Annotated in this window: 23 protein-coding genes and 1 tRNA gene; 1 reads left to right on the top strand and 23 read right to left on the bottom strand. The window is 61.1% G+C overall.

Annotated elements, in window-relative coordinates; genetic code table 11:
• Positions 1-11: 11 nt before the first annotated feature.
• The 18 genes from nuoK to ACYQ47_RS27095 form a co-directional block, all read right to left on the bottom strand.
• Positions 12-317 carry an NADH-quinone oxidoreductase subunit NuoK gene (gene nuoK, locus ACYQ47_RS27180; protein WP_031360677.1) on the bottom strand — a complete coding sequence of 102 codons (306 nt, stop codon included), beginning with the start codon at positions 315-317 and terminating at the stop codon, positions 12-14.
• A gap of 20 nt (positions 318-337) precedes the next feature.
• A complete protein-coding gene (locus ACYQ47_RS27175) occupies positions 338-1,015 on the bottom strand; it encodes an NADH-quinone oxidoreductase subunit J (RefSeq protein ID WP_244825476.1) in 678 nt (225 codons plus the stop codon).
• 233 nt (positions 1,016-1,248) lie between these two features.
• Positions 1,249-1,737: an NADH-quinone oxidoreductase subunit NuoI gene (nuoI, locus tag ACYQ47_RS27170; RefSeq protein ID WP_244825478.1), complete on the bottom strand. Its 489-nt coding sequence runs from the start codon at positions 1,735-1,737 to the stop codon at positions 1,249-1,251.
• Positions 1,738-1,770: 33 nt separating this feature from the next.
• Positions 1,771-2,835: an NADH-quinone oxidoreductase subunit NuoH gene (nuoH, locus tag ACYQ47_RS27165; RefSeq protein WP_244825480.1), complete on the bottom strand. Its 1,065-nt coding sequence runs from the start codon at positions 2,833-2,835 to the stop codon at positions 1,771-1,773.
• Positions 2,836-5,172 carry an NADH-quinone oxidoreductase subunit NuoG gene (gene nuoG / locus ACYQ47_RS27160; RefSeq protein ID WP_250465135.1) on the bottom strand — a complete coding sequence of 779 codons (2,337 nt, stop codon included), beginning with the start codon at positions 5,170-5,172 and terminating at the stop codon, positions 2,836-2,838.
• A gap of 49 nt (positions 5,173-5,221) precedes the next feature.
• Entirely contained in the window at positions 5,222-6,544 is a 1,323-nt protein-coding gene (gene nuoF, locus ACYQ47_RS27155) for an NADH-quinone oxidoreductase subunit NuoF (RefSeq protein ID WP_459907835.1), read from the bottom strand.
• On the bottom strand, positions 6,541-7,026 hold the full coding sequence (gene nuoE, locus ACYQ47_RS27150; RefSeq protein WP_244825485.1) for an NADH-quinone oxidoreductase subunit NuoE: 486 nt from the start codon (positions 7,024-7,026) through the stop codon (positions 6,541-6,543). The genes nuoF and nuoE overlap by 4 nt, the downstream gene beginning before the upstream one ends.
• 144 nt (positions 7,027-7,170) lie before the next feature.
• On the bottom strand, positions 7,171-8,424 hold the full coding sequence (locus ACYQ47_RS27145) for an NADH-quinone oxidoreductase subunit D (protein ID WP_250465136.1): 1,254 nt from the start codon (positions 8,422-8,424) through the stop codon (positions 7,171-7,173).
• Between the two features lie 9 nt (positions 8,425-8,433).
• Complete coding sequence (locus tag ACYQ47_RS27140; RefSeq protein WP_244825489.1) at positions 8,434-9,033, bottom strand: NADH-quinone oxidoreductase subunit C; 600 nt, start codon at positions 9,031-9,033, stop codon at positions 8,434-8,436.
• A gap of 20 nt (positions 9,034-9,053) precedes the next feature.
• Positions 9,054-9,533 (bottom strand): NuoB/complex I 20 kDa subunit family protein, encoded by a 480-nt coding sequence (locus ACYQ47_RS27135; RefSeq protein WP_006052903.1) that lies wholly within the window; start codon positions 9,531-9,533, stop codon positions 9,054-9,056.
• Positions 9,534-9,594: 61 nt separating this feature from the next.
• Entirely contained in the window at positions 9,595-9,954 is a 360-nt protein-coding gene (locus ACYQ47_RS27130) for an NADH-quinone oxidoreductase subunit A (RefSeq protein ID WP_244825491.1), read from the bottom strand.
• A gap of 209 nt (positions 9,955-10,163) precedes the next feature.
• Positions 10,164-10,248 (bottom strand) — tRNA-Leu (locus tag ACYQ47_RS27125).
• 160 nt (positions 10,249-10,408) lie between these two features.
• Positions 10,409-10,804, bottom strand: a complete 396-nt coding sequence (gene secG / locus ACYQ47_RS27120) for a preprotein translocase subunit SecG (RefSeq protein WP_244825493.1) — start codon at positions 10,802-10,804, stop codon at positions 10,409-10,411.
• Between the two features lie 81 nt (positions 10,805-10,885).
• Positions 10,886-11,659 (bottom strand): triose-phosphate isomerase, encoded by a 774-nt coding sequence (tpiA, locus tag ACYQ47_RS27115; RefSeq protein WP_250465137.1) that lies wholly within the window; start codon positions 11,657-11,659, stop codon positions 10,886-10,888.
• 253 nt (positions 11,660-11,912) lie between these two features.
• Complete coding sequence (locus tag ACYQ47_RS27110; protein WP_244825496.1) at positions 11,913-12,929, bottom strand: NAD(P)H-quinone oxidoreductase; 1,017 nt, start codon at positions 12,927-12,929, stop codon at positions 11,913-11,915.
• 194 nt (positions 12,930-13,123) lie between these two features.
• Entirely contained in the window at positions 13,124-15,262 is a 2,139-nt protein-coding gene (gene pnp, locus ACYQ47_RS27105) for a polyribonucleotide nucleotidyltransferase (RefSeq protein ID WP_244825498.1), read from the bottom strand.
• A gap of 388 nt (positions 15,263-15,650) precedes the next feature.
• The gene (rpsO, locus tag ACYQ47_RS27100; RefSeq protein ID WP_244825500.1) at positions 15,651-15,920 is read right to left on the bottom strand and encodes a 30S ribosomal protein S15; all 270 of its coding nucleotides are present in this window, start codon (positions 15,918-15,920) and stop codon (positions 15,651-15,653) included.
• A gap of 175 nt (positions 15,921-16,095) precedes the next feature.
• The gene (locus tag ACYQ47_RS27095) at positions 16,096-17,328 is read right to left on the bottom strand and encodes a branched-chain amino acid ABC transporter substrate-binding protein (protein WP_309964249.1); all 1,233 of its coding nucleotides are present in this window, start codon (positions 17,326-17,328) and stop codon (positions 16,096-16,098) included.
• 328 nt (positions 17,329-17,656) lie between these two features.
• On the opposite strand from ACYQ47_RS27095, the gene ACYQ47_RS27090 reads away from it, so the two are divergent.
• Positions 17,657-18,172, top strand: coding sequence for a hypothetical protein (locus tag ACYQ47_RS27090; RefSeq protein WP_250509199.1), 516 nt, complete (start codon positions 17,657-17,659; stop codon positions 18,170-18,172).
• Between the two features lie 67 nt (positions 18,173-18,239).
• Here ACYQ47_RS27090 and ACYQ47_RS27085 read toward each other — a convergent pair whose 3' ends face one another.
• From ACYQ47_RS27085 to ACYQ47_RS27065, 5 genes are all read right to left on the bottom strand, one after another.
• A complete protein-coding gene (locus ACYQ47_RS27085; RefSeq protein ID WP_244825503.1) occupies positions 18,240-19,784 on the bottom strand; it encodes a 2-isopropylmalate synthase in 1,545 nt (514 codons plus the stop codon).
• Between the two features lie 386 nt (positions 19,785-20,170).
• Positions 20,171-20,845 (bottom strand): C40 family peptidase, encoded by a 675-nt coding sequence (locus tag ACYQ47_RS27080; protein WP_250509200.1) that lies wholly within the window; start codon positions 20,843-20,845, stop codon positions 20,171-20,173.
• Positions 20,846-20,992: 147 nt separating this feature from the next.
• Complete coding sequence (locus ACYQ47_RS27075) at positions 20,993-22,591, bottom strand: ABC transporter ATP-binding protein (RefSeq protein WP_459907828.1); 1,599 nt, start codon at positions 22,589-22,591, stop codon at positions 20,993-20,995.
• 8 nt (positions 22,592-22,599) lie between these two features.
• Positions 22,600-23,712 (bottom strand): ABC transporter permease, encoded by a 1,113-nt coding sequence (locus ACYQ47_RS27070; RefSeq protein WP_250465141.1) that lies wholly within the window; start codon positions 23,710-23,712, stop codon positions 22,600-22,602.
• Complete coding sequence (locus ACYQ47_RS27065) at positions 23,712-24,749, bottom strand: microcin C ABC transporter permease YejB (RefSeq protein WP_244825509.1); 1,038 nt, start codon at positions 24,747-24,749, stop codon at positions 23,712-23,714. The genes ACYQ47_RS27070 and ACYQ47_RS27065 overlap by 1 nt, the downstream gene beginning before the upstream one ends.
• Between the last annotated feature and the right edge of the window lie 12 nt (positions 24,750-24,761).

The following is a 24,761-nucleotide window of genomic DNA, read 5'->3' as shown; positions in this document are numbered from 1 at the left end:
CTAGCCTGAAATTAACCTTTGAGCTGATCGAGGTCCTCGACGTTGATCGTGTCGAGGCTGCGGAACAGGGTCACGAGAATCGCGAGACCGATTGCCGCTTCAGCAGCAGCCACGGTCAGCACGAAGAACACGAAGATCTGGCCGTGTATGTCGCCCAGATAATGCGAGAACGCGACGAAATTGGTGTTCACCGCGAGCAGCATCAGCTCGATGGCCATCAAGATGATGATGACGTTGCGGCGGTTCAGGAAGATGCCGACGATGCTGATCGCAAAGAGGATCGCACCGAGCACGAGGTAATGGGCAAGACTCAACATTTCGATATTCTCCTTCGCGCTCAGCCCTTGTTGTCGACCGTTCCCGCACCGATGTTGCCAGTCACGGGCGGTTCCGTCGCGGCGTCGGGCGCCTCTGTCTCGGACTTCATCTTGACGATACGCACGCGGTCCTGGGCGCGCACCTTGACCTGCTGGCTGACGGTCTGCGTCTTCTTGTCCTTCTTGTCGCGAATGGTGAGCGAGATCGCCGCGATGATGGCGACCAGCAGCACGAGACCGGCGATTTCGAACGCAAAGATGTAGTCCGTATAGATGATCTTGCCGATGAGCTGCGTGTTCGGCATCACCGCCGCGCCGCTGACAGCCGCGCCGACCACCGGCGTGGTCGTCGCGCCGAAACCGTGCCACAGGATCAGCGCCGTTTCCACCACGATGATCGCGCCCACGATGCTCGCGAGCGGCACGAAGCGTCTGAAGTCGCGTCGCAGTACGTCGATGTTGATGTCGAGCATCATCACGACGAAGAGGAACAGCACCATCACGGCGCCCACGTAGACGAGAACCAGCAGGATCGCGAGGAATTCGGCCTGCAGCAGCATCCAGATCGCGGCCGCGTTGAAGAACGCGAGCACGAGGAAGAGCGCGGATGACACCGGGTTGCGCGAAGTGATCACCTTCAGCGCCGACACGGTCAGGAGCAGCGCGAAGATATAGAACAGTACGGTTGTGAATTCCATGATTACCGGTTCATCGTTAGGCCATCAAGAGGCATGGTGTATCGGCGCTTCGGCTCGCTCTCTCCGTGCGACGGACAAAGCGCGGCCGGGGAAGATCAGCCACGAAGCACGGTCACTAAGCGCGCCGCATTGTGCCAGACAGCAACAACAAAAACGCAACGACATGTCGAGGACCGGAGCGCGCGAACGTGGTTTCTGTTTCTCTCGCGCGGCGCTCCGGGCTCGGCTTCGCATCAACGATAAGGCGCGTCTGCCGCCTTCGATGCGGCGATTTCCGTCTCGTAACGGTCGCCCACCGCAAGCAGCATGTCCTTCGTGAAGTACAGGTCGCCGCGCTTCTCGCCGTGATATTCGAGGATGTGCGTCTCGACGATCGAGTCGACCGGGCAGCTTTCTTCGCAGAAGCCGCAGAAGATGCACTTGGTCAGGTCGATGTCATAACGCGTCGTGCGGCGCGTATTGTCAGCACGCGTTTCCGATTCGATCGTAATGGCGAGCGCCGGGCATACTGCCTCGCACAGCTTGCAGGCAATGCAGCGCTCTTCACCGTTTTCATAGCGGCGCAGTGCATGCAGGCCACGAAAACGCGGAGAAATAGGCGTCTTCTCTTCCGGGAACTGCACCGTGATCTTGCGCTGGAACGTGTAGCGTCCCGTCAGCGCCAGACCCTTGAGCAGCTCGGTCAGGAAGAAGGTCTTAAAAAAGCTCTGTATTGCGTTCATGATATTTGTCCGCTCTTGTCTCTTTGCGCGCCGTTACTTCCAGATGTTGAGCGGCGACATGATCCAGAAGCCGACCACGACGACCCACACCACCGACACCGGCAGGAACACTTTCCAGCCAAGACGCATGATCTGGTCGTAGCGGTAACGCGGGAAAGTCGCGCGCGCCCAGATGAAGACCGACAGCAGGAGGAAGACCTTGAAAACGAACCAGAACACGCCCGGGATGAACGACAGGAAGCCGAACGGTGCGTCCCAGCCGCCGAGGAACAGCGTCGTGGCGATCGCCGAGATCACGATCATGTTGATGTACTCGGCGAGGAAGAACAGCGCGAACGCCATGCCGGAGTAATCGATCATGTGACCGGCGACGATTTCCGATTCGCCTTCCACCACGTCGAACGGATGGCGGTTCGTTTCGGCAATGCCCGAGATGAAGTACACGACGAACATTGGCAGAAGCGGCAGCCAGTTCCACGACAGGAAGTTGACGCCGAAGCCCGCGAAAATGCCGCGTTGCTGCGACGTGACGATATCCGACATGTTCAGCGTGCCCGCGACCATCAGCACGACGACCAACGCGAAGCCCATCGAGATTTCGTAGGACACCATCTGCGCCGCCGCGCGCATGGCGCCGAGGAACGCGTACTTCGAGTTCGACGCCCAGCCCGCGAGAATCACGCCGTACACGCCGATGGACGAGATCGCCATGACATACAGCAGACCGGCGTTGATGTCGCCGAGCACAGCCTTGGCCTGGAACGGAATAACCGCCCACACGGCGAACGCCGGGACCACCGTCATGATCGGCGCGATCACGTAGATCCACTTGCTTGCCTGCGTAGGCTGAATGACTTCCTTGAGCAACAGCTTCAGCACGTCCGCAATTGGCTGCAAGAGACCTGCCGGGCCGACGCGGTTCGGGCCGAGACGCACGTGCATCCAGCCGATGAGCTTGCGTTCCCAGAGAATCAGGTACGCGACGCACAGCAGAATCACTACCGCGACCACGACAATGCGCACCAGCGCCCACACCGTTGGCCATGCGACGCCCAGAATCTGCGTGCCGCCCGCGTTGATCGTATCGAACAAGCCCATTTACGCCTTCTCCACTACCAGTTCGCCGAACAGGCCGCCAAGCGCGGCGCCGGCTGACGTGCCCGCCGATACGCGGACCACCGATTCCGCCAGATTCGCATCGCGAACCGCGGGCAGCACCACCGACAGATTGCCTTGCTTGACGCGCACTGCTTCGCCGTCTTTCAGGCCGAGTTGGTCGAAAAGCGCGGTCGGCAGACCCGCCATGTTCGCGTCGCGGGCCGCGGCCGTCAGATGCAGCGACGGGGCGCGGCGCACCAGTGCGTCGGCGTGATAGATCGGCACGTCGGCAAGACGCTGGAAGCCGCCGTTCGCCGTGACATTCGACGCCGCGCGCTTGGCCGCGACCGTCGTCTCGTTCGACAAACGCGCGCTCAACTCACCCGTGCCGAGTGCGGCGATACGCACTTCTTCGGCCGTGTCGTAATCGAAGCCCGACAGACCGAGCAACGTGCCGAGCACCCGCAGAACCTTCCAGCCCGGACGCGTGTCGCCCAGCGCGCGCACGACGCCGTTGAACGACTGAGCCGTGCCTTCCGCGTTGACGAAGGTGCCCGACGTTTCCGTGAACGGCGCGATGGGCAGCAACACGTCCGCGTAGTCGAGGCCGTGCTTGAACGACGACATCACCACGACCATTTCCGCCTGCTTCAATGCGGCGATGGCTTGTGCGGGGTTGGCCGTATCGAATTCCGGTTCTGCATTGAGCAGCACGTAGCCCTTGCGTGGCTGTTCGAACACTTCGCGCGCGTTGAGACCGCCTTCGCCCGGCAGGACGTCGACCAGATGCGCGCCCACTGAATTCGCGCCTTCGGTCAGGAAGCCGAGCGTGGCGCCCGTGCTGTTCGCGATCCATTGCGCCGCCGCGTGAATCTGCGCGAAATCGGGATGCTGAACCGCGAGGTTGCCGAGCAGCACGACGCGCTTGTCGCCCGCCGAGAGCGATGCCGCGACATCTTTCGCCGCCGCCGATACTTCGCGTCCGGCAAACGCTTCAGGCAGTTCCGAGCCACGCGCTTCGGCCACCGCGGCTGCGATGCCCGCGAGCTGGTCGAGCCAAGCCGACGGCGCCGCCACCAGGCGATGCGCGGTCGGGATCAGCGAGTCGTCGTTGCTTGCGTTGAGAAGCGTGAGCATGGCGCCATTCTTCGCCGCCTGACGCAGACGCGCGGCCAGCAACGGATGATCGCGACGCAAGAACGAACCGATGATGAACGCGGTATCGACATTCGACAGATCCGCGATAGGCACGCCGAGCCAGGGTGCGCCGACGCCCAGGGGCGCCGAGAAGTCGTTCTGACGCAGACGGAAATCGACGTTGGGCGTACCCACGCCTTCCGCGAATTGCTTCAGCAGGAAAAGTTCTTCGACCGTTGCATGCGGCGTGGCCAGCGCAGCGATGGCGTTCGCGCCGTGGTCCGCCTTGATACCCTTGATGCCCTTCGCCACGTATTCGAGCGCGGTCTGCCAGTCGGTTTCGATCCAGTTGCCGCCTTGCTTGAGCATGGGCGTGCTCAGGCGCTCGTCGCCGTTCAGGCCTTCGTAGGAGAAGCGATCCTTGTCTGAAATCCAGCACTCGTTGATGGCTTCGTTTTCCATCGGCAGAACGCGCATGACGCGATTGTTCTTCACCTGGACGACGAGGTTCGCGCCAACGGAATCGTGCGGGCTTACCGACTTGCGGCGCGACAGTTCCCACGTACGCGCGCTATAGCGGAATGGCTTGCTCGTGAGCGCGCCGACCGGGCACAGATCGATCATGTTGCCGGACAGTTCGGAGTCGACCGTCTTGCCGACGAACGAGGTGATTTCCGAATGCTCGCCACGGCCCAGCATGCCGAGCTCCATCACACCGGCCACTTCCTGGCCAAAGCGCACGCAACGCGTACAGTGGATGCAGCGCGTCATCTCTTCCATGGAGATGAGCGGGCCGACGTTCTTGTGGAACACCACGCGCTTTTCTTCGCTATAGCGCGATTGCGACTTGCCGTAACCGACGGCCAGATCCTGCAACTGGCACTCGCCGCCCTGATCGCAGATAGGGCAATCCAGCGGGTGGTTGATCAGCAGGAACTCCATCACCGACTGCTGCGCCTTCACGGCCTTGTCGGAGGTGGTACGCACGATCATGCCGTTGGATACGGGCGTGGCGCACGCGGGAACGGCCTTCGGCATCTTTTCGACTTCGACGAGGCACATCCGGCAGTTCGCCGCGATCGACAGCTTCTTGTGATAGCAGAAGTGAGGAATGTACGTATCGACCTTATGCGCAGCCTGGATCACCATGCTGCCTTCAGGAACCTCGACCGTCTTGCCGTCAATTTCTAGTTCAACCATGATGGATAAAGATCCTCAACCTCTGTCGCGCATCTGATTGCGCGTCTGATTACGCGGTAAGCGCTTCGGACGCCGCATGATGCGCGTGCCCGCCGACGAGACAATGCTTGTGCTCGACGTGATATTCGAATTCGTTCCAGAAGTGCTTGAGCATGCCGCGCACGGGCATGGCCGCCGCATCGCCGAGCGCGCAAATCGTGCGGCCCATGATGTTTTCGGCAACCGAGTTCAAGAGATCCAGATCTTCCTTGCGGCCAAGTCCGTGCTCGATACGATGCACCACGCGATACAGCCAGCCCGTGCCTTCGCGGCAAGGCGTGCACTGACCGCACGACTCTTCGTAATAGAAGTACGACAGACGCAGCAGCGAACGCACCATGCAACGCGTTTCGTTCATGACGATGACCGCGCCCGAGCCGAGCATGGAGCCCGCCTTGGCGATGGAATCGTAGTCCATGTCCGTTGCGAGCATCATCTCGCCCGGCACGACCGGCGCCGACGAACCGCCTGGAATGACCGCCTTGATCGACTCGCCGCGTACACCGCCGGCCAGTTCCATCAGCGTGGCGAACGGCGTGCCGAGCGGAACTTCATAGTTGCCAGGACGATTCACGTCACCCGACACCGAGAAGATCTTCGTGCCGCCGTTATTCGGCTTGCCGATCTCGAGGTAATTCTGCGGGCCGATTTCCAGCAGGAACGGCACGGCCGCGAACGTCTCGGTGTTGTTGATGGTGGTCGGCTTGCCGTACACGCCGAAGCTTGCCGGGAACGGCGGCTTGAAGCGCGGCTGGCCTTTCTTGCCTTCCAGCGATTCCAGCAGCGCGGTTTCCTCACCGCAGATATACGCGCCATAGCCATGATGCGCGTACAACTCGAACGAAAAGCCCGTGCTCAGGATGTTCGCGCCGAGATAACCGGCCGCGCGCGCCTCTTCGAGCGCCGCTTCGAACACGCGATAGACCTCGAAGATCTCGCCGTGAATGTAGTTGTAGCCCACGGTGATGCCCATTGCGTACGCGCCGATGGCCATGCCTTCGATCAGCGAATGCGGGTTCCAGCGCAGGATGTCGCGATCCTTGAACGTGCCCGGTTCGCCTTCGTCCGAATTGCAGACGAGATACTTCTGCCCCGGAAACTGACGCGGCATGAAGCTCCACTTGAGGCCGGTCGGAAAACCCGCGCCGCCGCGGCCGCGCAGACCCGACGCCTTGACGTCGGCGATCACTTGCTCGGGCGGAATCTTTTCTTCGAGAATGCGCCGCAACTGCTTGTAGCCGCCGCGCGCAACGTAATCTTCGAGATGCCAGTTCTCGCCGTTGAGGCCAGCGAGGATCAGCGGCTTGATGTGACGATCGTGGAGTGACGTCATTTCGAAAGTTCCTCGATCAACTGGTCGATCTTCTCGTGGCTCAGGAAGCTGCACATGCGGTGATTGTTCACCAGCACGACAGGTGCGTCGCCGCACGCGCCAAAGCATTCGCCTTCTTTCAGCGTGAACTTGCCGTCCGGCGTGGTTTCGCCAAAGTCGATGCCAAGCTTCTGCTTGAGGTACTGAGCAGCACTATCCGAGCCACCGTCCGGGCCGAGCTGGCAAGGCAGGTTCGTGCAAAGCGTGATCTTGTGCTTGCCGACCGGCGCGAGGTTATACATGGTGTAGAACGTCGCGACTTCCTGCACGGCGACCGGCGGCATGCTGAGATAGCTCGCCACGAACTGCATGAGTTCCGGCGAGAGCCACCCGTGCTCTTCCTGAGCGACAGCCAGTGCTGCCATCACCGCGGATTGCTTTTGCTCCGCGGGATATTTCGCGACCGCGCGATCGATTTCTTTCAGGCCTTCAGCTGAGATCATTTTCAGACACGACTCTTTCAATTCCTACCGAACGAAAACCTGCCGCGCCCTTCTTGTTGCGGCAGACCTGGCGTCCTGCGGTTTGCTGTTATTGCTGCTGCGCTGTTCGCTTGGGCGTCGAGCGAGAACCAATACGAACGGCTATCAGCGATCGATTTCGCCGAACACGATGTCTTGCGTGCCGATGATCGTCACGGCATCCGCGATCATGTGGCCGCGCGCCATTTCGTCGAGCGACGCGAGATGCGCGTAGCCCGGAGCGCGAATCTTGAGGCGATAAGGCTTGTTCGCGCCGTCCGAAATCAGATAGATGCCGAACTCGCCCTTCGGATGCTCGACGGCGGCATACGTCTCGCCTTCGGGCACGTGGAAGCCTTCGGTGAAGAGCTTGAAGTGGTGAATCAGCTCTTCCATGTTGCTCTTCATGCCGACGCGCGAAGGCGGCGCAACCTTGTGATTATCGACCATCACCGGGCCCGGATTCTTGCGCAGCCAGGCAATGCACTGTTTGGCGATACGCACGGACTGACGCATTTCCTCGACGCGCACCAGATAGCGGTCGTAGCAGTCGCCGTTCACGCCAACCGGAATGTCGAAGTCGAGTTGGTCATAGACTTCGTACGGCTGCTTCTTGCGCAGATCCCATTCGATGCCCGAGCCACGCAGCATTGCACCGGAAAGACCCATCTGCAACGCGCGCTCAGGACTCACCACGCCGATGCCGACAAGCCGCTGCTTCCAGATACGGTTGTCGGTGAGCAGCGTTTCGTACTCGTCGACACAGTGCGGGAAGCGATTGAAGAAGTCTTCGATGAAGTCGAGCAGCGAACCTTGACGGTTCTCGTTCATCCGGTCAAGCGCCTTCGCATTGCGAATTTTGGACGCCTTGTATTGCGGCATTGCGTCAGGCAGATCGCGATAAACGCCGCCCGGACGATAGTAAGCCGCGTGCATGCGCGCGCCCGACACCGCCTCGTAGACGTCCATCAGATCTTCGCGCTCGCGAAACGCATAGAGGAACACCGCCATGGCGCCGACGTCGAGCGCGTGCGATCCGATCCACATCAGGTGGTTCAGCACGCGCGTGATTTCGTCGAACAGCACGCGGATGTACTTCGCGCGGATCGGCACGTCGATACCGAGCAGCTTTTCGATGGCGAGCACATAGCCGTGCTCGTTGACCATCATCGACACGTAGTCCAGGCGGTCCATGTACGGAACCGACTGAATGAAGGTCTTGGTTTCCGCCAACTTTTCGGTCGCGCGATGCAAGAGGCCGATGTGCGGATCGGCGCGCTGGATGACTTCGCCGTCGAGTTCCAGCACGAGACGCAGCACACCGTGCGCTGCAGGGTGTTGCGGGCCGAAGTTCAGCGTGTAGTTCTTGATCTCTGCCATGGCGTTCTCTTAATGTTTCAGACCGCCGTAGCGATCTTCGCGAATCACGCGCGGCGTGATCTCGCGCGGTTCGATCGTCACTGGCTGATACACGACGCGCTTCTCTTCCGGGTCGTAGCGCATTTCCACGTAGCCGGAGATCGGGAAGTCCTTGCGGAACGGATGGCCGATGAAGCCATAATCCGTGAGAATGCGGCGCAGGTCGGGATGGCCTTCGAACACGATGCCGTACAGGTCGAACGCTTCGCGCTCGTACCAATTTGTCGACGACCAGATGTCGACCACCGACGGCACGATGGGCACTTCGTCGTCTGGTGCGAACACGCGCACGCGCACGCGCCAGTTGTTCGCGATGGACAGAAGATGCAGCACAGCGGCAAAACGCGGGCCGTCGTAGACGCCGTCGCCGAAGGTCGAATAGTCGACGCCGCACAGGTCCATGCACTGCTCGAAGCCGAGCGAGCGATCGTCACGCAGCCGGGTCGCGACTTCGATGTAGTCGGCCGCTTTCACGACCACCGTTACCTGACCCAGCGACTCGGTGACTTGGAGACGGTCGCCAAACGCCGCCTCGAGGTTCGCTTTGAGGGTCTCGAGTTTGCTTGCCATAATTGGGGAGGCTCAGGCCTTTATTGACGCGCGATGGTGTTGGTCCGGCGAATCTTCGCCTGCAACTGGATCACGCCGTAGACCAGCGCTTCGGCGGTCGGAGGACAGCCGGGCACGTAGACGTCGACCGGAACGATACGGTCGCAGCCGCGCACGACGGAATACGAATAGTGATAGTACCCGCCGCCGTTCGCGCACGAACCCATGGAGATGACCCAGCGCGGCTCGGCCATCTGGTCGTACACCTTACGAAGCGCGGGCGCCATCTTATTGCACAGCGTGCCTGCCACGATCATGACGTCGGACTGACGCGGGCTCGGGCGAAACACCACGCCGAAGCGATCCAGGTCGTAGCGCGCCGCGCCCGCATGCATCATCTCGACCGCACAGCAGGCGAGACCGAACGTCATCGGCCAAAGAGAGCCGGTGCGCGTCCAGTTGATCAGCTTGTCAGCCGTGGTGGTGACAAAGCCTTCCTTCAAGACCCCTTCGATACTCATTTGTTTTCCACTCCAGATGAGCTGCCAGCCATAGCCGCCCATGAATCCGGTGATCTAACTTTCATTCCCAGTCGAGTCCGCCCTTTCTCCAGATGTAGGCGAAGCCGAGCAAAAATTCGAGCAGAAAAATCATCATGGCCATGAAGCCCGGCCACCCGATATCGCGCAGGGCAACACCCCACGGAAACAGGAACGCCGTCTCAAGGTCGAAGATGATGAAAAGAATCGCGACGAGATAGTAACGCACATCGAACTTCATACGCGCGTCTTCGAAGGCTTCGAAGCCGCATTCGTACGGTGCGTTCTTTTCGGTGTCGGGTCTGTTGGGACCGAGAACTTTGCCGATGCTGACCAACGCTATACCCAGACCGAGGCCGACTACGATAAACAAGAAGACGGGGTAATAGGGTGCGAGGTTCAAGGCTATCCTCAGATCGGTAGATGTGGTCTGTGACTGTCTGGGTGCTGCTGCCGGCGCAAATGCACGGCGGAGAATTCACTTCGGACCGCTTGGTAACTCTTCGGCACCATGCTTATCACAACGATAAGTCAATGTGAAACCGTAAGGGTACTCCAGAAGTGACAATGCCAGCCGAAGCGATGCATGCGGCTGGCATTTGGATAACTTTTTGGTGCCGACGGCGAGACTCGAACTCGCACAGCTTTCGCCACTACCCCCTCAAGATAGCGTGTCTACCAATTTCACCACGTCGGCACTGTACTGCAATCCGGGAAAACAACTTCTTAATTGCCGCGAATCGCTACAAGACTTGAATTATAACTAGGTCTCACGAATTGTTCAACGCACAAAACACGAATAACGCGAAAATTTGTTCTGGGCGTTTCTTGGACAACCGGCCGAGGAACTCCGCGATTTACTTCGGCACGTCCGAACCCGGCGCGCTCGACGCAGGCGCGGCGGATGCCGGCGCAGTCGCAGCGGCAGGCGCCGAACCCGACTTTGCCGCAGCAGGCGCGGAAGCCGTGGGCGCAGGCATTGCACCGCCAAGAACGCCTGCGGAAACCTGCGGCTTGTAGCTGCCGATGTAGGTCAGCGCCAGCGTCGTCACGAAGAAGACTGCGGCAAGCACGGCGGTCGTGCGTGATAGGAAGTTAGCGGAACCGGTCGCGCCAAACAGACTGCCCGATGCCCCACTTCCGAACGCCGCACCCATGTCCGCACCCTTGCCATGCTGCAACAGCACAAGCCCGATCACGCCAAGCGCCGACAACAACTGGACGACGATAATCAAAGTCTTCAAATACAGCATTTCAACTCACCTGGATCTTGATGTTTCCGTGACACTCATGTGCCGCGATTTGCTTCTTCGTCTGCCTGACGCTTCGGCCGCTTACTGAACCTCGGCCAACGCCGCCTGGCAAATCGCAAGGAAATCTTCCGACTTCAAGGACGCGCCGCCAATCAGCCCGCCGTCGATGTCCTGTTGCCCGAACAATTCCTGCGCGTTCTCGGGCTTCACGCTGCCGCCATACAACAGCGGCACGTTCGCCACCGACGCACCCTTCTCCGCCAGCTTTGCACGCACGAACGCGTGAACATCCTGCGCTTGCTGCGCCGTGGCGCTCTTGCCCGTGCCGATGGCCCACACCGGCTCGTACGCCACCACGATGCCCGCTGCCTGTTCCTCGGTCAACGCGAGCAACACGGCTTCGAGCTGCGTGCCGACGACTTCTTCAGTCGAGCCTGCTTCGCGCTGTTCGAGCGTCTCGCCGACGCACACAATGGGCGTCAGGCCTGCGTCGATTGCACGCAGCGCCTTGGCCGCCACGAGTTCCGGACTTTCGCGATGATACGCGCGCCGCTCGGAATGCCCGACGATCGCATATGTCACACCGAAATCGGCGGCCATTTCCGCCGCGACTTCTCCGGTGAACGCGCCCTTCTCATGCGCGGACACATCCTGAACGCCCCAGCGCACGACCGAGCCGCTCAAAAGCGCCTGCGATTGCGCGAGGTACGGACATGGAACGCATACGCCCACACCCACGCTCTTCTGCAAGGCCGACGCCCCAACGGCGACCTCGCTCAGCAAAGCCGCGTTCTCTTTGATGCGGCCATGCATCTTCCAGTTGCCCACCACCAGTTTCGCTCGTTGTCTGGACATTGTCTCGTCACTCGACGGCGGTGGAATGACACCGCCATGCGTGGCGGCCTTTGAAGATCACCGGGGCGAACCCGATCGTTCATCAATCGTTCACCCGGAGGTTCAAAGACCACTCTGTTATAGGAATGTTTGAACCCTCTGCGCGTATTTCGAAAAAGCGAACTGCCAACTGCTTGCAAAACAGGCGATTTTACTGTGATACGGCGAAACCGGTCAAACCGCCAGAACCGCAACGCGCAACAATCAAGGGCAATCAGGCGTCCTCGCGCCAGTCGAGCATGATCTTGCCGACGTGCGTGCTGCTTTCCATCAACGTGTGTGCGGCTGCGGCTTCGCTTGCCGGGAACACCTGATGAATCACCGGCTTGATACGCCCCGCCTCGATCTCCGGCCAGACTTGCTCTTTCAGCTTAGCGGCAATCTTCGCCTTGAACGCCACCGGACGCGGCCGCAAGGTCGATCCGGTGATGACCAGCCGACGCCGCAGCACGTCATTGAGATTGATCTCCGCTTTTGCGCCGCCAAGCAGCGCGATCACGCAGATACGCCCGCCATCCGCGAGCGACTTCAGTTCGCGCGGGAGGTAATCGCCCGCGACCATGTCGAGAATGACGTCGACTCCACGATCGTTCGTGAGCGAACGCACCACTTCGACGAAATCTTCCGTCTTGTAGTTGATCGCGCGCTCCGCGCCGAGTGCTTCGCAGGCGCGGCACTTTTCGTCGCTGCCGGCCGTGGCGAACACGCGAAAGCCGAGCGCCTTCGCAATCTGTATGGCCGTCACGCCGATACCGCTCGATCCGCCCTGCACGAGCAGCGTCTCCTCGTCGCCGTTTTCGCCCGAACCGAGATGCGCGCGCTCGAAGACATTGCTCCACACGGTGAAGAACGTTTCCGGCAGCGAAGCCGCTTCGATGTCCGTCAATCCAGCCGGAACCGGCAAACATTGTTCGAGCGGCGCAACCGCGTATTCCGCGTAACCGCCGCCCGCGAGCAGCGCGCAGACGCGATCGCCCTTCTTGAGGCCGAACGGATTATGTTTTGGATCGAAGTCGCCATCGACGATCTCGCCCGCCACTTCGAGCCCCGGCAAATCCGACGCGCCCGGCGGCGGCGCATACGCGCCCTTGCGCTGAAATACATCGGGCCGGTTGACGCCCGAAGCGCTCACCTTGATGAGCACTTCGCACTTGCCCGGCTCGGGCTTCGGGCGCTCGCCCAGCTTCAGCACTTCGGGTGCACCAAACTCAGTGATTTCGATGGCCTTCATTGCTTCTCCCAGACAGTCAGTCGTGTGGCAAGCGCGTTGACTTGGCGAACCAGATGGCACTGTGCCGCGCGGGCAACACGCGCTCCACAGTGCCATCGGGTCCGGCGATGCATCGGACAAAGCGTCGCCCGCTGCACCTCATACAAGAAAACGGCCGGCTCGCAGATGCGGCCGGCCGTCGATACATTACCGCATTACTGCTGCGGCTGCGTCGGTTCGGCTTGTTGCGCGGCTTCGTTCAGAAGCGCCTTGGCCGACAGACGCACGCGACCCTTCTCGTCCGTCTGGATGACCTTGACCTTCACGATCTGGCCTTCCTTCAGGTAGTCGTTGATGTCCTTCACACGCTCGTTGACGATTTCCGAGATGTGCAGGAGACCATCCTTGCCCGGCAGGATATTCACGATCGCGCCGAAGTCCAACAGCTTGAGCACCGGACCTTCGTACACTTGGCCCACTTCCACTTCGGCCGTGATGTTCTCGATACGCTTCTTCGCCTCGGCCATGCCTTCCGAGCTCGTGCTCGCAATGGTCACGACGCCGTCGTCGGAAATGTCGATGGTCGTGCCGGTCTCTTCCGTCAGCGCGCGGATCACCGAACCGCCCTTGCCGATCACGTCGCGGATCTTCTCCGGATTGATCTTGATGGTGATCATGCGCGGCGCGTAGTCCGACAACTCCGTGTTCGTGGTCGGCACCGCGGCGGTCATCTTGCCGAGGATATGCATGCGGCCTTCCTTCGCCTGCGCGAGCGCGACCTGCATGATTTCCTTGGTGATGCCCTGAATCTTGATGTCCATTTGCAGCGCCGTCACGCCTTGCGCGGTGCCGGCCACCTTGAAGTCCATGTCGCCGAGGTGATCTTCGTCGCCGAGAATGTCGGTCAGAACCGCGAACTTGTTGTCTTCGAGGATCAAGCCCATGGCGATGCCGGCCACGTGCGCCTTCATCGGCACGCCGGCGTCCATCAGCGCGAGACAACCGCCGCAGACCGAAGCCATCGACGAAGAGCCGTTCGATTCCGTGATTTCCGACACGACGCGGATGGAATAGCCGAATTCGTCGGCGTTCGGCAGGCACGCGACCAGCGCGCGCTTGGCGAGACGGCCGTGACCGATTTCACGGCGCTTCGGCGAACCGACGCGGCCCGTTTCGCCCGTCGCGAACGGCGGCATGTTGTAGTGAAGCATGAAGCGCTCGCGGTATTCGCCTTCGAGCGCGTCGATGTTCTGCTCGTCGCCCTTCGTGCCGAGCGTGGCGACGACCAGCGCCTGCGTCTCGCCGCGCGTGAAGAGCGCCGAGCCGTGGGTGCGCGGCAGAACGCCGGTGCGGATTTCGATAGGACGCACGGTGCGCGTGTCGCGACCGTCGATACGCGGTTCGCCGTTCAAAATCTGCGAACGGACGATCTTCGCTTCGATGTCGAACAACACGTTGCCGATGGTCGCCGCATCGGCCGCTGCCGTGCCCGAAGCAGCCGCGTCCGCTGCGAGCTTCGCCGAGGTCGCCGCGAAAACTTCCTTCAGCTTGGCCGAACGCGCTTGCTTGTTGCGCAGTTGATAAGCCGCTTCCAATTCCGGCTTGGCGATTTCCGTGACGCGCGAGATGAGCGCTTCGTTCTTCGGGGCCGGCTGCCAGTCCCATTCCGGCTTGCCGCCGTCGCGCACCAGTTCATGGATTGCGTCGATGGCGATTTGCATCTGCTCGTGGCCGAACACGACCGCGCCGAGCATGACTTCCTCGGACAACTGCTGCGCTTCCGATTCCACCATCAGCACCGCGCGTTCCGTACCGGCGACCACGAGGTCGAGCGCCGATTCCTTCATTTGCGGACGCGTCGGGTTCAGCACGTATTCGTTGTTGATGTAGGCGACGCGCGCGGCGCCGACCGGGCCGTTGAACGGCAGACCGGACACGGCGAGCGCTGCCGACGCGCCGATCAGCGCGGGAATGTCGGCGGGAACGTCCGGGTTCAGCGACAGGACGTGGATCACGACCTGCACTTCGTTATAGAAGCCTTCTGGGAAGAGCGGGCGCAGCGGACGGTCGATCAGGCGCGAGATGAGCGTCTCGCCTTCGGACGGACGGCCTTCGCGGCGGAAGAAGCCACCCGGGATCTTGCCGGCGGCGTAGGTCTTTTCGAGGTAATCGACGGTCAGCGGGAAGAAATCCTGACCCGGCTTGGCGGTCTTTGCGCCGACGACAGTGGCGAGCACGACGGTATCTTCGACATCGACGATCACCGCGCCGCTTGCCTGACGAGCGATTTCACCCGTTTCCAGGCGGACGTTATGCTGTCCCCACTTGAATTCCTTGACGATCTTATTGAACATTGCGACTCCTTCTACGTTGCGCCACGCCGGATCGGTGGACGTTTGCCCACCGGACGGCGCTGGCTAGGCGGTACCGAGCCGCGCTTTAGAGGTGTGTTATGCCATTCCAGCGCGCCGCGCGCATTGAGTGTTCGTACCGCGCTGGAATGACACAAAGCTCCGCCGCGAGGCTGCACCGAGTGTCTGTCCGGATGAAGCATCCGGGGTAAAGCATGTGAACTACTTGCCGATTATCAGCATTCGACGAACCCAATGATGAGAGATCGACCGAGCGCTGACCGTGCAAATGATCAGGCGAGCGGATCGCGCAAAAACAAAATGCCTGTATCAGCGAACTGACACAGGCACTTCGTTAGAACGCTGGCCGCAAAGCCACGTTTGGGCGCAATTACTTACGCAGACCCAGTTTTTCGATCAGCGAGCGGTAACGGTCCGCGTCCTTGCCCTTCAGGTAGTCGAGCAGCTTGCGGCGACGGCTCACCATGCGCAGCAAACCGCGGCGGCTGTGGTGGTCCTTCGTGTGGGCCTTGAAGTGGACGGTCAGTTCGTTGATGCGGCTCGTGAGCAGTGCGACTTGCACTTCGGGGGAGCCAGTGTCGTTGGCGCCGCGCGCGTATTCGGCGACGACGTCGGACTTCTTGATTTCTGCTGCGGACATTTGCTTTTCCTTTAAAACAGACAGGCGGTCACGGAAGAAAGGCCGTGCCGTGGTTTGTTCACGATAGTTTCGCTTCTTCCAGACTCTTGGTTGTCAGACTGTTCTCGACAGCCGGATCGAGTCAAAAAAGCGAAGCGCAGAGTATAGCATAGGGCGAAGTCCGAAAGACGGGTGACTAGCGCGCCGGACGCGCCATCTGGCACGTCGACGGCTGGACGGTCTTTTCCGCCGGCACCGCGAGCAGCGTCCGAAAGCCATAGTCCGAGCCTTCGTTATCGAACCGGATGCCCGCCGTGCCCGCCTTGTCCATCTCCATGACATACAGGGGCTGGATCAATTGATGATCTTCCGCGCGCATGGTCGATGCGTGGAATCCTTCGCCATCGAACTTCATGCCTTCGAGCGCGCGGGCCACGGCGTAAGGGTCCGCGCTGCCGGCGCGCGTCATCGCGGCGGCGAGCATCTCGATCATCAGCGGCATGCGCAGCACGAGGTAATCGTCCGATGCCGCCGGATAGCGCGCGCGGAAATCGCGGTAATACGCGTCCGATAACGCGCCGCCCGCATTCGGATGCCAGTCGGCGACCGCGATCACGCGCTTTACGCCGGCGTCACCCAGCGCGGCCGGTGCGCCGAGACTGTTGCCGTAGAACGTGTAGAACTTCGTGTCGAGCCCCTGCTCGCGCGCCGCCTTGACGAGCAGCGTGAGATCGTTGCCCCAATTGCCGGTGATGACCGCGTCGGCCCCGCTCGCGCGAATCTTCGCGATATACGGCGCGAAATCTTTCACGCGGCCGATCGGATGAAACTCGTCGCCCGCAATCGCGATATCCGGCCTGCGTTCTTTGAGCGCACGCTGCGCTTCGCGGCTGACGTCGTGGCCGAAGCTGTAATCCTGATTCAGCAGATAGACCTTTTTGACCGCGCGATCGTTCTTCAGCGCGTCCGCGAGCGCGTCCATGCGCATGCCGGCGTGGGCATCGAAGCGAAAATGCCAGAAACTACACGCGGCGTTGGTCAGGGCGGGATCGTCGGCGGAGTAGTTGAGGAACACCACGCGATGCTCGGGCTCGCGCCCGTTCTGCTTGTCGATGGCCGTCACCAGCGCACCCGCCACCGCCGAACTGTTGCCCTGCATGACGAAGCCGATCCTGTCGTCGATAGCCGCGCGCAACTGTACGAGGCTCGCCTCGCTGCTGCCTTTACCATCGAGCACGACGAGCCGCAGCGGGTGCATGCCGTCTGCGAGCTTCACGCCGCCCTTCGCATTCACGCGCTCCACGCCGAAGCGCAAGTTGCGCTCGACCGCCGCGCCTGCGTTGGCGAAAGGTCCGGACATGCCCTCGATCATCGCGAGCTCGATGGGCGGCAAGTCAGCGGCGCTTACGTGCGCCATGAAAGACGACATCGCGCAGGCCAGCGCGGCCCGTTGCAGCCATCGCGCGGCTCGTTTGCTTGCGGATTCGCTCACCGTCAGCCCTTCCAGTCGAAGAAAGGGCGGATCATAGGACGGCTATGGCTCGCGGTGCAAGTGCGGCGATTCCGCGAGCGCCCTCTTCGCGTCGATGAGAGGCATCGCGCTTTTGTCCCGATGGCGTGTCAAAATCGAACGCGAACGATCCAGGCTTTGGCGACGATCGTCAAAACGATGAATGCGACAACGCGCGGCGCGCTGGAATCATCGAGGCGCCAAGAACGTTAACACTGTCGCGACACAAGAATGTGTGGAGGCCTTCATGCTGAACTCTTTGAACCGGCTGCGCGGCACGCTCGCTTGCGTGGGTGCCGCGCTCATGCTCACGGCTTGCGCGCAGCCCTGGCAAAACTTTCAGACGGGCGCGGATTCCTCCACGCTCACCGCGCGCTTGGGCCCGCCACGCGAAGTCTACGATTTGCCCAACGGCGGCAAGCGCCTGATGTGGCCGACTCAACCGCTCGGTGAAGTCACGACCGCCGCCGATGTCGATGCTTCCGGCAAGATCGTCAGCGTGCGGCAAGTGCTCGACGAGAACGAGTTCTACAAGGCGCAGATCGGCACATGGACCAAGACGGACGTGCTCGTGAATTTCGGCCGTCCGGTGGAGACGTCGTACTTCCCGCTGATGAAGCGCGAAGTCTGGACGTATCGCTACATGGAGGCGAACGTCTGGTACATGATGTACAACTTCTATTTCGATGAACAGGGCATCGTGCGTCTCACGCAAAAAACGCCAGATCCGCTGCACGATCCCGACCGCCGCAACGCCTTTTGAAGTATTCAAAATGACGAAGGCCTCGCTAATCGCGAGGCCTTTCGTTTCGAGCTACATCAAGCCGCGATCAAAGCTGCGGGTTGAGCTTTTCGACCTTCGAATGCAGCTTGTTCAACGCGGCGATATAAGCCTTCGCCGACGCCGCGATGATGTCCGGGTCCGTGCCCACGCCATTCACGATCCGCCCGCTCTTCGAAAGACGCACCGTGACTTCGCCCTGTGCCTGCGTGCCGGTCGTGATTGCGTTGACCGAATACAGCACCAGTTCCGCGCCGCTATCCACCTTCGATTCGATCGCGTGCAACGTCGCATCGACCGGACCGTTGCCGCGCGCTTCGCCCGTCACTTCCGCGCCTTCGACCGCGAACACCACTTGTGCTTGCGGTTGCTCGCCGGTCTCCGAATGCTGCTTCATCGACACGAAGCGGAAGTGTTCCTTCGCCTGCGCTTCCGCCGATTCCTCCGAGACGATCTGCATGATGTCTTCGTCGAAAATTTCGGCCTTGCGGTCGGCGAGTTCCTTGAAGCGCGCGAACGCGGCGTTCACGTCGGCCTCGGATTCGAGTTGCACGCCGAGTTCTTCCAGACGCTGCTTGAACGCGTTACGGCCTGACAACTTGCCGAGCACGATCTTGTTCGCCGCCCAGCCCACGTCTTCCGCGCGCATGATTTCGTACGTGTCGCGCGCCTTCAGGACGCCGTCCTGGTGGATGCCCGACGCGTGTGCAAACGCGTTTGCGCCGACCACTGCCTTGTTCGGCTGCACGACGAAGCCGGTGATCTGCGAAACGAGCTTCGACGTGGGCACGATCTGCGTCGTATCGATACCGACATCGAGCCCGAAGTAGTCCTTGCGCGTCTTGATCGCCATCACGATTTCTTCGAGCGACGTATTGCCCGCGCGTTCGCCGAGTCCGTTCATCGTGCACTCGACCTGACGCGCGCCGCCGATCTGCACGCCCGCCAGCGAATTGGCGACGGCCATGCCGAGGTCATCGTGACAATGCACGGAGAAGACCGCCTTGTCCGAATTCGGGATGCGCTCGCGCAGCGTCTTCACGAGATTGCCGTACAACTCGGGCACGCCGTAACCGACCGTATCCGCGATATTGATGGTGCGCGCGCCTTCGTCGATCACCGCTTCGAGCACGCGGCAAAGAAAGTCGATGTCCGAACGGCTGCCGTCTTCCGGCGAGAACTCGACGTCGTCCGTGAACTTGCGTGCGAAACGCACCGCAAGACGCGACTGCTCGTACACCTGTTCCGGCGTCATGCGCAGCTTCTTTTCCATATGCAGCGCGGACGTCGCGATGAACGTATGGATGCGAAACTGGCTCGCGGGTTTCAAGGCGTCGGCGGCGCGCTGGATGTCCTTGTCGTTCGCGCGGGCGAGCGAGCAGACCGTGCTGTCCTTGATCATCGAGGCGATCGTGTGGATGGCGTCGAAGTCTCCGTTCGAGCTGGCCGCGAAGCCCGCTTCGATCACATCGACCTTCATGCGCTCCAGTTGCCGCGCGATACGGATTTTTTCTTCCTTCGTCATGGACGCGCCGGGGGACTGCTCGCCATCGCGCAAGGTCGTATCGAAGATGATCAACTTGTCTGCTGCCATGTTGGACTCCAGTGGGGAGAATTATCGACTGTTGGAATTATCGCGTTGAAGCGAAAGACAAAAGGGAATTCGGGTGTTCGCGCCACCGCTGGCGTCGAAAACCTTGAACGAGCAGACGGGAGACGAGAAGAATCAGCGCGGTAGGCGCGCTAGTAGCGATAGTGCGCGTAGCGACGCACCAGCCGAATAAAGCGAGGGGGAGAACGAGAAAAAGTTCATTCGAAAACTATAACGGCTTTTAGGAACGCGTGCAATCGGGCTTTCCGATCGAACCGATTGACTTTTACCTGCCGCTTGTCATGCAAAACAGCGCGTAGGAAAACAAAAAGCCTGCATTCCGTTGGGAAGCAGGCTTTCGTAGATTCAGACGGCTTACAACTTCCGACTTAGTAACCGCCGATACTCGCGCTCACGCGCTGGCGCAGTTCGCTACCGTCGGTGAACTGCACGTTGTCGATGCGGCGCGCGCCCTGGAAGCGCTGCTCCCAGTAACCGCTTTCCATGTCGTCAACGCGGATCGTGCTGCCGGTGGACGGCGAATGCACGAACTTGTTGTCGCCAATATAGATGCCGACATGCGAAAACGAACGGCGCATGGTGTTGAAGAACACGAGATCGCCTGGCTTGAGATCCGACACGCGGACCTTCTCGCCGACACGGCTCATTTCCTCGGCGCGGCGCGGCAAGGTCATGCCGAGCGTGTCCTGGAAGACGTATCGCACGAAGCCGCTGCAATCGAGGCCGGAATCCGGTGTATTGCCACCCCAGCGATAACGCACGCCAATCATATTGAGTGCGCCGACGACCACATCGCCCGCCTTGCTGGCAACGCCAGAAAGAAACGAGCGTGCGCCGCCAGGAGCGCTGGCGGTGTCTGCCGTGGCGGCGACTGGGCTGATCTGGGAGGAGTTCGAAGCGTTGCCGTTGCTGGCAACTTGGCTACTTTGGCTATTACTGCTGACTTCGTCGGCGAACGCGCCGGAAGTTGTTGTCATCAGAAGGCCGATCAACATGCCTGCGGCTGCCCGCGCGCATGTCTGAGTCAATGTCAATGGCTGCATCGGTCGGTAGGTTTTACAATTAAAGACTGAAAAATCAGGGAGATACGAGAAAGTTTGGAAGGATACTAGCCACAAATTATTTAACTGTCAAAAGAAATAGGAAAATACAATTGAGACGAGCACCCAATTGATGAAAAAGAAAGATTTTTAGGATTCGAGCGCTGCCCTCAGTAGCTTTCGTGTGTATTCCTCTGAAGGGTTCGAAAAAATCTTCTCTACTTCTCCCGCTTCCACGACAATTCCGTTTCTCATCACGGCCACGCGATGTGCCATTGCGCCGATCACTTCGAGGTCGTGGCTAATGAAAACATAACCGAGATTGTGCTTCTTCTGAATCTCGGCGAGCAGCGTCAGAACTTGCTGCTGAATCGAAACGTCGAGTGCACTCGTCGGTTCGTCGAGAATCAGAATGCTGGGTTCGAGCACCAATGCCCGCGCAATTGCGATGCGTTGCCGTTGTCCGCCGGAAAACTCGTGCGGAAAACGCGTAAGCGCCGTCCGATCCATCCCCACCTCACGCAGCACGGCAATGACCTTGTCGCGCCGCGCCGGCGCCTTCAGTTCTGGCCGATGCAACGCAAGCCCCTCCCCGACGATTCGTTCCACCGTCTGACGAGGCGAAAGCGAGCTGAACGGGTCCTGAAACACCACTTGCAGATTCGACCGCAGCACGGTTTTTTCGCGTCCGCGAAAATCGCCGAGCGCGCGCCCCTGGAACTGCACCGCGCCGTTCGAGACGCGCTGCAAGCCGAGCAACGCCATGGCCAGCGTGGATTTGCCCGATCCCGATTCCCCGACGATGCCAAGCGTCTCGCCTTGCCGCACGGAAACGCTCACGTCGTCGACGGCTTTGAAGCGGCCGCGCCTGAACCAGCCGTTGATGCCTGGCAGTTTCGTCGCATAGTCGACCGACAGGTTTTTCGCGTCGAGCAAGACCGGCGCGATGGGCAGCACGGGCAGGACGTGGCGCTTCGGTTTGCTTTCGAGCAATCGCTGCGTGTACGGGTGCTGCGGCGAGGTGAAAATCTGCTCCACCGGCCCGCTCTCCACCAGAAGACCCTTCTCCATCACCGCGACGCGCTCCGCGAAGCGCCGCACGAGATTCAGATCGTGGGTGATCAGCAGCACGGCCATGCCGCGCTTCTCGGCTTCGTCACGCTGCAGTTCCAGCAGGAGATCGACGATCTGCGCGCGGATGGTCACGTCGAGCGCGGTGGTCGGCTCATCCGCGAGCAGAAGGCGCGGCCGGCACGCGAGCGCCATCGCGATCATCACGCGCTGACGCTGCCCGCCCGACAACTGATGCGGGTAGCTGTCCACACGCCGCTCGGGCTCGGTGATGCCGGTACGCGCCAGCAACGCGATGGCACGCTGACGCGCCTCGCGCGGCGTCGCGCCGTCGTGCAACTGAATGGTCTCGCCGATCTGGTCGCCGACCGTGTAGAGCGGATTGAGCGCGGTCATCGGCTCCTGGAAGATCATCGCGATGTCGGAGCCGCGCAGGCCGCGCATCGCGTGCTCGCTCTTCGACAGCAACTCCTCGCCGTTGAAGCGAATGGAGCCGCTGAGTTCGGCATCGCGCACGAGGCGCAGGATCGCCAGTGCCGTCACGCTCTTGCCCGATCCCGATTCGCCGACGAGCGCCACGCGTTCGCCCGCGCGAATGTCGAGACTCACGCCGTCGACCGCGACGGTATCGCCGAAACGCACGCGCAGGTCGTCGATCGCCAATAACGGTTCGCTCATGCTCGCGCTCACTTCGCGCCTCCGGCCTTCACCGCATCCGCAATCCGCGTGTCGAGCGCGTTGCGCAAGGCGTCGCCCATGAAAGTCAGAAGCAACAGGGTCGCTACCAGCACGCCGAAGGTGGACAGCGAAATCCACCACGCGTCGAGATTGGCCTTGCCTTGCGCGAGCAATTCACCGAGCGACGGCGTCGGCGACGGCACGCCCAGCCCAAGAAAATCGAGACTCGTGAGCGCGAGAATCGCTCCGCTCATGCGAAATGGCAGAAATGTGATGACGGGCGTCAGGCTATTGGGCAGCACATGCCGCCAGATGATCTGCCAGTTGGACAAACCCATCGCGCGCGCGGCGCGTACGTAGTCTTGCGTGCGGTTGCGCAGAAACTCCGCGCGCACGTAGTCCGACAGCCCGATCCAGCCGAACAGCGACAGCAGGATGACCAGCAAGACGAGGCTCGGCTCGAAGATCGACGCGAAGATGATCAGCAGATAAAGCTCCGGCAACGCACTCCAGATTTCGATCAGCCGCTGCCCGGCGATGTCTGTCCGGCCGCCGAAGTAGCCCTGCACCGCGCCCGCCACCACGCCGAGCACCGTGCCGATGGCCGTCAGCACGAGCGCGAACAGCACCGATACGCGAAAGCCGTAGACGAGCCGTGCGAACACATCGCGCCCGCGGTCGTCGGTGCCGAGCCAGTTCTCGCGCGACGGCGGCGCGGGATTCGAGCCCTTCGAGAAGTAATTGAGCGTGTCGTAGTAATAGTGATTCGGCGGATAAACCGCGAAGTTGCCCGGCGCGCTGAAGCGGTCGCGCACGAACGGGTCGAGATAATCGGCGGGCGTCGGATAGTCGCCGCCGAACGTCGTTTCCGCGTAGGTCTGCACGATCGGAAAATACAAGTGTCCCTGGTAGCGCACGACGAGCGGCTTGTCGTTCGACCAAAGCGGGCCGGCCAGGCTGATCGCGAACGCCACGACGAACACGATCAGACTCCAGTAGCCGAGCTTGTGCTGCCTGAAACGCATCCACACCCGCCGCGAAGGCGATGGCGAAACCGGCTCGCGCAAGGGCTGCGCATCGGCGGCGCCGCGTGAGGATCGTGAAGAAGCGGCTCGGTTCATCAGCGCTCCAGTTGCTCGAATTGAATGCGCGGATCGACCCAGACGTAGCAGAGGTCGGAGATGAGCTTGGTCGCAAGCCCGATCAGCGTGAAGAGATAGAGCGTGCCTAGCACGACGGGATAGTCGCGCCGCACCACGGATTCGTACGAGAGCAGCCCGAGTCCGTCGAGCGAGAACAGCGTTTCGATCAGCAGACTGCCCGTGAAGAATGCGCCGATAAACGCTGCGGGAAAGCCGACGATCAGCGGCAAGAGCGCATTGCGGAACACGTGCTTCCAGAGCACGCGTCTTTCGGAAAGGCCCTTCGCGCGCGCGGTCAGCACGTATTGCTTGCGGATTTCGTCGAGAAACGCGTTCTTGGTCAGCATGGTGACGATGGCGAAGCTGCCGACCACCGACGCCACCACCGGCAAGGTGATGTGCCACAGATAATCGACGATCTTGCCGCCGAGCGAGAGCGTGGCCCAGTTATCCGAAGTGAGATTGCGCAACGGGAAAAGCTGCCAGAACGAGCCGCCGCCGAACAGCACGAGCAGCAGCACGCCGAGCACGAAGCCGGGAATCGCGAAACCGATCAGCACGATGAGACTCGTCGCCACGTCGAAGCGCGAGCCGTTTCTCACCGCCTTCGCTATCCCGAGCGGCACCGATATCAGATAAGTGATGAAAAACGTCCATACGCCGATGCTGATCGACACCGGCAGTTTCGACACGATCAGCGACCAGACGCTCTGATGCCGGAAGTAACTGTCGCCGAGATCGAAGCGCGCGAACTTGCCGAGCATCAGCCAGTAACGCTGCAAAGGCGGCTTGTCGAAGCCGTAGAGCGCCTTGAGTTGCGCGACCTGCTGGGCATCCACGCCAGTATGCGTGCGCAGCCCGAAGCCGCCGCCTTCCGCGTTGCCGCGCCGCAGATCGTGCACCGCCTGCTCGACAGGCCCGCCCGGCACGAACTGAATCACGACGAAGGTCAGCGTGAGCACGCCGATGAGCGTCGGGATCATCAACAGAATGCGTTTGAGTATGTAGCTCCACATGGCGCGCGGTCC

Source organism: Caballeronia sp. HLA56 (genome assembly GCF_054655155.1).
This window is presented reverse-complemented; position numbering and strand designations above follow the sequence as displayed.